The sequence below is a fragment of the Pseudomonas sp. WP18 genome, assembly GCF_036689585.1.
Taxonomy (GTDB): domain Bacteria; phylum Pseudomonadota; class Gammaproteobacteria; order Pseudomonadales; family Pseudomonadaceae; genus Aquipseudomonas; species Aquipseudomonas chlororaphis_E.
On sequence record NZ_CP144758.1, the window covers coordinates 5,620,492 to 5,632,196 of the forward strand.

Sequence of the window (11,705 nt, forward strand, 5' to 3'; positions counted from 1 at the left end):
ATCCCTCTATTTACTTGCGACGACGGACGATCATTTTGTCGGTACGCTTATTACCACGAGTCTTCGCGCCCTTAGTCGGGAAGCCCCACGGCGATACCGGATGACGACCACCAGAGGTACGACCTTCACCACCACCATGTGGGTGGTCAACCGGGTTCATGGCAACACCACGAACGGTTGGGCGAACGCCACGCCAGCGCTTGGCACCAGCTTTACCCAGCGAACGCAGGCTGTGCTCGGAGTTCGAGACTTCGCCCAGGGTCGCACGGCATTCAGCCAGGACTTTACGCATCTCACCAGAACGCAGACGCAGGGTCACGTAGACACCTTCACGAGCGATCAGCTGAGCCGAAGCACCAGCGGAACGAGCGATTTGCGCGCCTTTACCTGGCTTCAATTCGATGCCGTGTACGGTGCTACCAACTGGAATGTTGCGCAGTTGCAGAGCGTTGCCCGGCTTGATCGGCGCCAGGGCACCTGCGATCAGCTGGTCGCCAGCGCTCACGCCTTTAGGGGCGATGATGTAGCGACGCTCGCCATCTGCGTACAGCAGCAGAGCGATGTGAGCAGTACGGTTTGGATCGTATTCGATGCGCTCGACGGTGGCAGCGATGCCATCCTTGTCGTTGCGACGGAAGTCGACCAGACGATAATGCTGCTTATGACCGCCACCCACGTGACGTGTAGTGATGCGGCCATTGTTGTTACGACCACCAGACTTCGATTTTTTCTCGAGCAGCGGTGCGTGAGGAGCGCCTTTATGCAGCTCCTGGTTGACCACCTTGACCACAAAACGGCGGCCAGGGGAAGTCGGTTTGCATTTAACGATTGCCATGATGCACCCCTTCCTTACTCAGCACTGCTGCTGAAATCGAGATCTTGGCCTGGCTGAAGGGAGATAACTGCCTTCTTCCAGTCATTACGCTTGCCCAGACCGCGAGCAGTGCGCTTGCTCTTACCCAGAACATTCAGGGTAGTCACGCGCTCTACTTTCACGCTGAACAGGCTTTCGACGGCCTTCTTGATTTCCAGCTTGGTTGCGTCGGTAGCAACCTTGAAAACGAACTGGCCTTTCTTGTCTGCCAGAACCGTAGCCTTCTCGGAAACGTGCGGGCCAAGCAGAACTTTAAATACGCGTTCCTGGTTCATCCCAGCAGCTCCTCGAATTTCTTCACGGCCGACACGGTGATCAACACCTTGTCGTATGCGATCAGACTGACCGGATCGGAACCTTGGACGTCACGAACATCGACGTGCGGCAGGTTGCGAGCAGCCAGGTACAGGTTCTGATCAACAGAGTCAGACACGATCAGGACGTCAGTCAGGCCCATGCCGTTCAGCTTGTTCAGCAGATCTTTGGTTTTCGGTGCTTCAACAGCGAAGTCCTGAACCACGACCAGACGATCAGTACGCACCAGCTCAGCAAGGATGGAACGCATTGCTGCGCGATACATCTTCTTGTTCAGCTTCTGGGAGTGATCCTGAGGACGAGCTGCGAAAGTGGTACCGCCGCCACGCCAGATTGGGCTACGGATAGTACCGGCACGAGCACGGCCAGTGCCTTTCTGACGCCATGGGCGCTTGCCGCCACCGGAAACGTCGGAACGGGTCTTTTGCTGCTTGCTACCTTGACGGCCGCCAGCCATGTAGGCCACGACTGCTTGGTGAACCAGCGTCTCGTTGAATTCGCCGCCAAATGTCAGTTCGGAAACTTCGATCGCTTGAGCGTCATTTACATTTAATTGCATGTCAGCTTCCCCTTAACCGCGAGCCTTGGCTGCTGGACGTACAACCAAGTTGCCGCCAGTAGCGCCAGGAACAGCGCCCTTGACCAACAACAGATTGCGTTCAGCGTCCACGCGCACTACTTCGAGGGACTGCACGGTCACGCGCTCGGCGCCCATATGACCGGACATTTTCTTGCCCTTGAATACACGACCAGGAGTCTGGCACTGGCCGATAGAGCCTGGAACGCGGTGGGATACGGAGTTACCGTGGGTGTTATCTTGCCCGCGGAAGTTCCAACGCTTGATCGTACCCTGGAAGCCTTTACCTTTGGACTGACCGGTTACATCAACCAGTTGACCAGCAGCGAAGATTTCAGCGTTGATCAGATCGCCGGCCTGGTACTCGCCTTCTTCAAGGCGGAATTCCATTACGGTACGACCAGCGGCAACGTTCGCCTTGGCGAAGTGGCCAGCTTGAGCAGCTGTTACACGCGAAGCACGACGCTCGCCGACAGTGACTTGCACTGCACGATAGCCATCGGTCTCTTCAGTTTTGAACTGGGTGACGCGATTCGGCTCGATCTCAATGACCGTGACCGGAATGGAGACACCTTCTTCGGTGAAAATACGGGTCATACCGCATTTACGACCGACTACACCAATAGTCATGTTGTAAACCTCATGAGTGTACGGGGCTTTCACCCGCTATGGCCGCCCATTTCAGAGCGTTACACGACCAAGACCGAGTCTTAGCCGAGGCTGATCTGCACTTCCACACCGGCCGCAAGATCAAGCTTCATAAGTGCATCAACGGTTTTATCCGTTGGCTGGACGATATCCAGTACGCGCTTATGAGTACGGATCTCGTACTGGTCACGCGCGTCTTTGTTGACGTGCGGGGAGACCAGAACGGTGAACCGCTCTTTACGGGTAGGCAGTGGAATTGGACCACGCACTTGAGCACCAGTACGTTTCGCGGTTTCCACGATTTCCTGGGTGGATTGGTCGATCAGGCGATGGTCAAAAGCCTTCAACCTGATACGGATTTGCTGATTTTGCATTGGATTTCAGACTCCGGCTGCTATTCCCACCGGGCGCAATACGCCCGTTAAAAGGAGGCGCAATTCTATAGACGCCCCTGATAGGTGTCAACCCAATAAAAAAGCCCCCGCTAAGCGGGGGCTTTTTCACTCATCGAGTCGACTCTATAAAAGAGACTTATTCGATGACTTTGGCTACGACGCCAGCGCCGACGGTACGACCGCCTTCACGGATAGCGAAACGCAGACCGTCTTCCATCGCGATGGTCTTGATCAGAGTGACAGTCATCTGGATGTTGTCACCTGGCATTACCATTTCAACGCCTTCTGGCAGCTCGCAGTTACCAGTCACGTCAGTGGTACGGAAGTAGAACTGTGGACGGTAGCCTTTGAAGAACGGAGTATGACGACCGCCTTCTTCCTTGCTCAGAACGTAAACTTCTGCGGTGAACTTGGTGTGCGGCTTGACGGTGCCTGGCTTGACCAGAACCTGGCCACGCTCAACGTCGTCACGCTTGGTGCCGCGCAGCAGCACGCCGCAGTTCTCGCCAGCACGACCTTCGTCGAGCAGCTTGCGGAACATTTCAACGCCGGTGCAGGTAGTTTTCTGAGTGTCGCGCAGACCGACGATCTCAACTTCTTCCTGGATGCGGACGATGCCACGCTCAACACGGCCAGTCACAACAGTACCGCGACCGGAGATCGAGAAGACGTCTTCGATTGGCATCAGGAACGGCTTGTCGATAGCACGCTCTGGCTCTGGGATGTAGCTGTCCAGAGTTTCAACCAGCTTCTTCACAGCGCTGGTGCCCATTTCGTTGTCGTCTTGGCCGTTCAGGGCCATCAGAGCCGAACCGATGATGATTGGAGTGTCATCACCTGGGAAGTCGTAAGTGCTCAGCAGGTCGCGCACTTCCATCTCAACCAGTTCCAGCAGCTCAGCGTCGTCAACCATGTCAGCCTTGTTCAGGAAGACAACGATGTACGGAACGCCTACCTGACGGGACAGCAGGATGTGCTCACGGGTTTGTGGCATCGGACCATCGGCAGCCGAGCAAACCAGGATCGCGCCGTCCATCTGGGCAGCACCGGTGATCATGTTTTTTACGTAGTCGGCGTGACCTGGGCAGTCAACGTGTGCGTAGTGACGCACGGACGAATCGTATTCAACGTGAGCGGTGTTGATGGTGATACCGCGAGCTTTCTCTTCCGGGGCGCTGTCGATCTTGTCGAAGTCAACCTTGGCCGAACCGAAAACTTCGGAGCAGACACGGGTCAGAGCAGCGGTCAGAGTGGTTTTACCGTGGTCAACGTGGCCGATGGTGCCAACGTTGACGTGCGGTTTGTTCCGTTCAAATTTTTCTTTAGCCACGACAATTAACTCCTAGCTTAAAGGGCTGAATCAGCCTTGCTTTTTGGTAACAGTTTCGACGATATGCGACGGAGCTGTATTGTATTTTTTGAATTCCATGGAGTAGCTTGCGCGACCCTGAGACATGGAACGAACGTCGGTTGCGTAACCGAACATTTCACCCAACGGAACCTCGGCGCGAATGACCTTGCCGGAAACCGTATCTTCCATACCCAGAATCATGCCGCGACGACGGTTAAGGTCGCCCATGACATCACCCATGTAGTCTTCAGGCGTAACGACTTCAACGGCCATGATCGGCTCGAGCAACTCACCACCGCCCTTCTGGGCCAGTTGCTTGGTCGCCATGGAAGCAGCCACCTTGAACGCCATCTCGTTGGAGTCGACGTCGTGGTAAGAACCGTCGAACACGGTCGCCTTCAGGCCGATCAGCGGATAGCCGGCAACAACGCCGTTCTTCATCTGCTCTTCGATACCCTTCTGGATCGCCGGGATGTATTCCTTAGGAACCACACCGCCCACGACTTCGTTCAGGAATTGCAGACCTTCCTGACCTTCGTCAGCAGGAGCAAAACGGATCCAGCAGTGGCCGAACTGACCACGACCGCCGGACTGACGAACGAACTTGCCTTCGATCTCACAGCTCTTCGTGATGCGCTCACGATAGGAGACCTGAGGCTTACCGATGTTGGCTTCGACGTTGAACTCACGGCGCATCCGGTCAACCAGGATGTCCAGGTGCAGCTCGCCCATGCCGGAGATGATCGTCTGACCAGTCTCTTCATCAGTCTTGACGCGGAAAGACGGGTCTTCCTGAGCAAGCTTGCCCAGAGCGATACCCATTTTTTCCTGGTCATCCTTGGTTTTTGGCTCAACGGCAACCGAAATAACCGGCTCCGGGAAGTCCATGCGAACCAGGATGATTGGCTTGTCAGCGTTGCACAAAGTCTCACCAGTGGTGACGTCCTTCATGCCGATCAAGGCCGCGATGTCGCCAGCGCGCACTTCCTTGATTTCTTCACGGGCGTTTGCGTGCATTTGCACCATACGACCCACGCGCTCTTTCTTGCCTTTTACCGAGTTGATCACGCCGTCGCCGGAGGCCAACACGCCCGAGTAAACTCGAACGAAGGTCAAGGTACCCACGAATGGGTCGGTAGCGATCTTGAACGCCAGGGCCGCGAACGGCTCGTCGTCGCTTGCGTGACGCTCCATTTCCTCTTCCTCGTTATCAGGGTTGGAGCCCTTGATAGCAGGAATGTCGGTTGGAGCAGGCAGGAAGTCGATAACAGCGTCGAGAACCAGGGGAACGCCCTTGTTCTTGAAGGAAGAACCGCAAACAGCCAGGACGATCTCACCAGCGATAGTACGCTGACGCAGAGCGGCCTTGATTTCCTCGATGGTGAGCTCTTCGCCCTCGAGGTACTTGTTCATCAGCTCTTCATTGGCTTCGGCCGCAGCCTCGACCATGTTGCTGCGCCACTGCTCGGCTTCTGCCAACAGCTCGGCCGGGATGTCCTTGCGAACAGGGACCATGCCCTTGTCGGAGTCATTCCAGTAAACCGCTTGCATATTGATCAGGTCGATCTGGCCCTGGAAGTTGTCTTCCGAACCGATAGCGAGCTGGATAGGCACCGGAGTGTGACCCAGACGCTGCTTGATCTGACCGATCACGCGCAGGAAGTTGGCACCAGCACGGTCCATCTTGTTTACGTAAACAAGACGTGGAACGCCGTATTTGTTGGCCTGACGCCATACGGTTTCCGACTGAGGCTCAACACCCGAAGTACCGCAGAACACAACGACCGCGCCGTCGAGTACACGCAGGGAACGCTCAACTTCAATGGTGAAGTCTACGTGGCCCGGGGTATCGATGACGTTGAAGCGATGCTCGTGTGGGTACTGCTTCTCGGAACCTTTCCAGAAGGCGGTGATGGCAGCAGAAGTAATGGTAATACCACGCTCCTGCTCCTGCACCATCCAGTCTGTGGTCGCGGCGCCGTCATGCACCTCGCCCATTTTGTGACTTTTGCCGGTGTAAAAAAGGACGCGCTCGGTGGTGGTGGTTTTACCAGCATCCACGTGAGCGACGATACCGATGTTACGGTAGCGGTTAATCGGTGTAGTACGAGCCATAAAGCCCTCGCAAATTGAGTGACGCTAAAATTAGAAGCGGTAGTGCGAGAAAGCCTTGTTGGCTTCAGCCATACGGTGCACGTCTTCACGCTTCTTAACTGCAGCACCTTTACCTTCAGCAGCGTCCAACAGTTCACCAGCCAAACGCAGAGCCATGGACTTCTCGCCGCGCTTGCGGGCGAAGTCTACGAGCCAGCGCATGGCCAGAGCGTTACGACGGGACGGACGAACTTCAACCGGAACCTGGTAGGTAGCACCGCCTACGCGGCGCGACTTCACTTCGACCAGCGGAGCGATGGCGTCGAGTGCTTTTTCGAAGAGTTCCAGGGGATCGGAGTTCTTACGCTCTTTAACTTTTTCCAGCGCGCCATAAACGATACGCTCGGCAACGGCTTTCTTGCCGCTTTCCATTACGTGGTTCATGAACTTGGCGAGGATCTGGCTTCCGTATTTCGGATCGTCCAGAATCTCACGCTTGGCTGCTACGCGACGTCTTGGCATTGATAAGCCCTCAAACGGTCTTCAGGTTAGCCCGGGACAGCTGACGCGTGCCCGACCTTACTCTTATCGACTCAATAAAATTAAAAACTGCAAAAAACGGCCGATTATTTCGGACGCTTGGTACCGTATTTCGAACGACCCTGGTTACGACCTTTAACGCCGGAAGTATCCAAAGAACCGCGAACGGTGTGGTAACGAACACCTGGCAAGTCTTTTACACGACCGCCGCGGATCAGTACCACGCTGTGCTCTTGCAGGTTGTGGCCTTCACCACCGATGTACGAGGAAACCTCGAAACCGTTGGTCAGGCGCACACGGCATACTTTACGCAGTGCCGAGTTAGGTTTTTTCGGCGTAGTGGTATACACGCGGGTGCATACGCCACGACGTTGCGGGCAGTTCTGCAGCGCAGGTACGTCGGATTTCTCGACGATACGCTTACGCGGCTGACGTACCAGCTGGTTGATAGTTGCCATCTACTAGCTCCACTGTTGTCTTGCGACGCTATTGTCTTGCAAGAAAAGCAAAATGGCAGGAACGAATTCCCGCCAAATTTAGGGGATCAAGAGTCTAAAGAGGATCTTGTCCCCAGTCAAGGCAAGGCCCCGACCTCCCCGCCCGCCGGATCTCGACAATTTGTCTTGATCCGCCGAACGGGGCGACCAGGGCCCGGCACTCAATTACCGCAGAACTCAGTTACCGCTCGAGTTCAGCGCTTCGGTCAGTGCAGCTTCCACTTCACTGGCGCTTACGCGCAACGGCTTGTCTGCATCACGGCGACGCTTACGCTCGCTGTGATAGGCCAAACCGGTACCGGCCGGGATCAGACGACCCACGACCACGTTTTCTTTCAGGCCGCGCAGGTAATCGCGCTTGCCGGTTACCGCCGCTTCGGTCAGTACGCGAGTGGTTTCCTGGAAGGAAGCCGCCGAGATGAACGATTCGGTGGACAACGACGCCTTGGTGATACCCAACAGAACGCGGGTGAACTTGGCGACAAACTTGTCTTCCGTGCTCAGACGCTCGTTCTCTACCAGTACGTGAGTCAGTTCCATCTGGTCACCCTTGATGAAGCTGGAATCGCCGGACTCGGAGATCTCAACTTTACGCAGCATCTGACGCAAGATGGTCTCGATGTGCTTGTCGTTGATCTTCACGCCTTGCAGGCGATAAACGTCCTGGATCTCGTTCACGATGTACTTGGCCAGCGCACTCACACCCAGCAGACGCAGGATGTCGTGTGGATCGCTCGGACCGTCGGAGATTACTTCGCCGCGGTTGACCTGTTCGCCTTCGAAGACGTTCAGGTGACGCCACTTCGGAATCAGCTCTTCGTACGGATCGCTACCGTCGTTCGGGGTAATGACCAGACGGCGCTTGCCCTTGGTTTCCTTACCGAACGCGATGGTGCCGCTGACTTCAGCCAGGATCGAGGCTTCCTTCGGACGACGGGCTTCGAACAAGTCGGCAACACGCGGCAGACCACCGGTGATGTCGCGGGTCTTCGAAGTTTCCTGCGGGATACGGGCGATAACATCACCGATCGCGATCCGCGCACCGTCCGCAACACCGACCAGGGCGTTGGCTGGCAGGAAGTACTGAGCGATAACGTCAGTGCCTGGCAGCAACAGATCCTTGCCGTTGTCGTCGACCATCTTCACGGCAGGACGGATGTCCTTGCCAGCAGCTGGACGATCTTTCGGATCGAGCACTTCGATGTTGGTCATACCGGTCAATTCGTCGGTCTGACGTTTGATCGTGATGCCTTCTTCCATGCCCACGTAGGTCACGGTACCTTTCATTTCGGTAACGATCGGGTGAGTGTGCGGATCCCACTTGGCCACAATGGCGCCAGCGTCGACCTTGTCACCTTCCTTGACCGAAATCACCGCACCATACGGCAGCTTGTAGCGCTCGCGCTCACGACCGAAGTCGTCGGCAATCGCCAGTTCACCGGAACGGGACACGGCAACCAGGTGACCGTCCACACGCTCAACGTGCTTGAGGTTGTGCAGGCGGACAGTACCGCCATTCTTCACCTGTACGCTGTCGGCCGCGGAGGTCCGGCTGGCCGCACCACCGATGTGGAACGTACGCATAGTCAGCTGGGTACCCGGCTCACCGATGGACTGGGCCGCGATAACGCCGACCGATTCACCGATGTTCACCTGGTGACCACGAGCCAGGTCGCGGCCGTAGCACTTGGCGCAAATGCCGTAGCGGGTTTCGCAGCTGATCGGCGAACGCACGATCACTTCATCGATGCTGTTCAGCTCGATGAACTCTACCCACTTCTCGTCTACCAGGGTGCCGGCAGGAACGATGACGTCCTCGGTACCTGGCTTGAATACGTCACGGGCGATGACACGACCCAATACGCGCTCACCCAACGGCTCGACCACGTCGCCGCCTTCGATGTGCGGAGTCATGACCAGGCCATGTTCGGTGCCGCAATCGATCTCGGTCACCACCAGGTCTTGCGCTACGTCTACCAGACGACGTGTCAGGTAACCGGAGTTCGCCGTTTTCAACGCGGTATCCGCAAGCCCCTTACGAGCACCGTGCGTGGAGATGAAGTACTGGAGTACGCTCAGGCCTTCACGGAAGTTCGCGGTGATCGGGGTCTCGATGATGGAGCCGTCCGGCTTGGCCATCAGGCCACGCATACCGGCGAGCTGACGGATCTGCGCAGCAGAACCCCGTGCGCCCGAGTCGGCCATCATGTACATCGAGTTGAAGGATTCCTGCTCGACTTCGTCGCCATGACGGTCGATGACTTTCTCTTTCGAGAGGTTGGCCATCATCGCCTTGGAAACTTCATCGTTCGCCTTGGACCAGAGGTCGATCACCTTGTTGTACTTCTCGCCCTGGGTTACCAGGCCGGAAGCATACTGGCTTTCGATCTCTTTCACTTCCTCGGTAGCGGTACCGATGATGCGGGCTTTTTCATCCGGGATAACGAAGTCGTTAACACCGATGGAAACGCCGGAAATGGTCGAATAGGCAAAACCGGTGTACATCAACTGGTCAGCGAAGATCACGGTTTCCTTCAAGCCAACCACGCGGTAGCACTGGTTGATCAGCTTGGAGATCGCCTTTTTCTTCATCGGCAGGTTGACGACATCGAACGACAGGCCTTTTGGCACAACCTGGAACAACAGCGCACGGCCGACGGTGGTGTCGACGATACGGGTGTTGGTCACGCTGTTGCCATCGCGATCGTTCACGGTTTCGTTGATCCGCACCTTGACCTTGGCATGCAGTGCGGCTTCGCCGGCACGGAACACACGGTCAACTTCCTGCAGATCCGCGAACACACGACCTTCGCCCTTGGCGTTGATCGCTTCACGCGTCATGTAGTACAGACCCAATACAACGTCCTGCGACGGCACGATGATTGGCTCACCGTTGGCTGGCGACAGGATGTTGTTGGTCGACATCATCAACGCACGCGCTTCAAGCTGGGCTTCCAGCGTCAGCGGTACGTGCACGGCCATCTGGTCACCGTCGAAGTCGGCGTTGTACGCAGCGCAGACCAGCGGGTGCAGCTGGATAGCCTTACCTTCGATCAGTACTGGTTCAAACGCCTGGATGCCCAGACGGTGAAGGGTCGGTGCACGGTTGAGCAGCACGGGGTGTTCGCGAATCACTTCGGCGAGAACGTCCCAGACCTCTGGCAGCTCGCGCTCGACCATCTTCTTGGCGGCCTTGATGGTGGTCGCCAGACCACGCATTTCCAGCTTGCCGAAAATGAACGGTTTGAACAGCTCGAGAGCCATTTTCTTCGGCAGACCGCACTGGTGCAGACGCAGGGTCGGGCCTACGGTAATTACCGAACGGCCGGAGTAGTCAACACGCTTACCGAGCAGGTTCTGACGGAAACGACCTTGCTTACCCTTGATCATGTCGGCCAGGGATTTCAGAGGACGCTTGTTCGAACCGGTGATAGCGCGACCGCGACGACCGTTATCCAGCAAGGCATCCACAGCTTCCTGCAGCATGCGCTTTTCGTTGCGCACGATGATGTCAGGAGCGGACAGATCCAGCAGGCGCTTCAAACGGTTGTTACGGTTGATCACTCGACGATACAGATCGTTGAGGTCGGAAGTCGCGAAACGACCGCCATCGAGCGGAACCAGCGGACGCAGGTCTGGCGGCAGAACCGGCAGAACGGTCAGCACCATCCACTCAGGCAGGTTGCCGGAACCCTGGAAGGCTTCCATCAACTTCAGGCGCTTGGACAGCTTCTTGATCTTGGTTTCGGAGTTGGTTTGCGGAATTTCTTCACGCAGACGGCCAATCTCGTGCTCCAGATCGATCGCGTGCAGCAGTTCACGGACAGCTTCGGCACCCATGCGGGCATCGAAATCGTCACCGAACTCTTCCAGCGCTTCGAAATATTGCTCGTCGTTGAGCAACTGGCCCTTTTCAAGGGTGGTCATGCCCGGGTCGATCACGACATAGCTCTCGAAGTAGAGAACACGTTCGATATCACGCAGGGTCATGTCCATCAGCAAGCCGATACGGGACGGCAGCGATTTCAGGAACCAGATGTGGGCAACCGGCGAAGCCAGTTCGATGTGCGCCATGCGCTCACGACGAACCTTGGCCAGCGCAACTTCAACGCCGCACTTCTCGCAGATCACGCCACGGTGTTTCAAGCGCTTGTACTTACCGCACAGGCACTCGTAATCCTTGACCGGGCCAAAGATCTTGGCGCAGAACAGGCCGTCACGCTCAGGCTTGAACGTACGGTAGTTGATGGTTTCCGGTTTTTTAACTTCACCGAACGACCACGAACGGATCATCTCAGGCGAGGCCAATCCAATACGGATGGCGTCGAACTCTTCGACTTGACCCTGGTTTTTCAGCAAATTCAGTAGGTCTTTCAAGGCCTTTCCTCCTGGCGGAGCAGAGAGCGGGCCAAAC

Annotated in this window: 10 protein-coding genes; all 10 read right to left on the reverse strand. The window is 56.5% G+C overall.

Annotated elements, in window-relative coordinates:
• Positions 1 to 10: 10 nt before the first annotated feature.
• Entirely contained in the window at positions 11 to 835 is an 825-nt protein-coding gene (gene rplB, locus V5F23_RS25100; protein ID WP_007924198.1) for a 50S ribosomal protein L2, read from the reverse strand.
• A gap of 14 nt (positions 836 to 849) precedes the next feature.
• A complete protein-coding gene (rplW, locus tag V5F23_RS25105; RefSeq protein WP_002555488.1) occupies positions 850 to 1,149 on the reverse strand; it encodes a 50S ribosomal protein L23 in 300 nt (99 codons plus the stop codon).
• Positions 1,146 to 1,748, reverse strand: a complete 603-nt coding sequence (gene rplD, locus V5F23_RS25110) for a 50S ribosomal protein L4 (RefSeq protein ID WP_042729622.1) — start codon at positions 1,746 to 1,748, stop codon at positions 1,146 to 1,148. The genes rplW and rplD overlap by 4 nt, the downstream gene beginning before the upstream one ends.
• Positions 1,749 to 1,760: 12 nt before the next feature.
• A complete protein-coding gene (gene rplC / locus V5F23_RS25115; protein WP_003186059.1) occupies positions 1,761 to 2,396 on the reverse strand; it encodes a 50S ribosomal protein L3 in 636 nt (211 codons plus the stop codon).
• A gap of 80 nt (positions 2,397 to 2,476) precedes the next feature.
• The gene (gene rpsJ / locus V5F23_RS25120; RefSeq protein WP_003186070.1) at positions 2,477 to 2,788 is read right to left on the reverse strand and encodes a 30S ribosomal protein S10; all 312 of its coding nucleotides are present in this window, start codon (positions 2,786 to 2,788) and stop codon (positions 2,477 to 2,479) included.
• Positions 2,789 to 2,945: 157 nt separating this feature from the next.
• Entirely contained in the window at positions 2,946 to 4,139 is a 1,194-nt protein-coding gene (gene tuf / locus V5F23_RS25125; RefSeq protein WP_047736380.1) for an elongation factor Tu, read from the reverse strand.
• A gap of 30 nt (positions 4,140 to 4,169) precedes the next feature.
• Positions 4,170 to 6,275: an elongation factor G gene (gene fusA, locus V5F23_RS25130; protein WP_212803083.1), complete on the reverse strand. Its 2,106-nt coding sequence runs from the start codon at positions 6,273 to 6,275 to the stop codon at positions 4,170 to 4,172.
• A 30-nt stretch (positions 6,276 to 6,305) separates the two neighbouring features.
• Entirely contained in the window at positions 6,306 to 6,776 is a 471-nt protein-coding gene (rpsG, locus tag V5F23_RS25135; RefSeq protein ID WP_024776462.1) for a 30S ribosomal protein S7, read from the reverse strand.
• Positions 6,777 to 6,880: 104 nt separating this feature from the next.
• Positions 6,881 to 7,252 carry a 30S ribosomal protein S12 gene (gene rpsL / locus V5F23_RS25140; RefSeq protein ID WP_003186084.1) on the reverse strand — a complete coding sequence of 124 codons (372 nt, stop codon included), beginning with the start codon at positions 7,250 to 7,252 and terminating at the stop codon, positions 6,881 to 6,883.
• Between the two features lie 216 nt (positions 7,253 to 7,468).
• Positions 7,469 to 11,668: a DNA-directed RNA polymerase subunit beta' gene (rpoC, locus tag V5F23_RS25145; protein WP_042730527.1), complete on the reverse strand. Its 4,200-nt coding sequence runs from the start codon at positions 11,666 to 11,668 to the stop codon at positions 7,469 to 7,471.
• Positions 11,669 to 11,705: the final 37 nt, after the last annotated feature.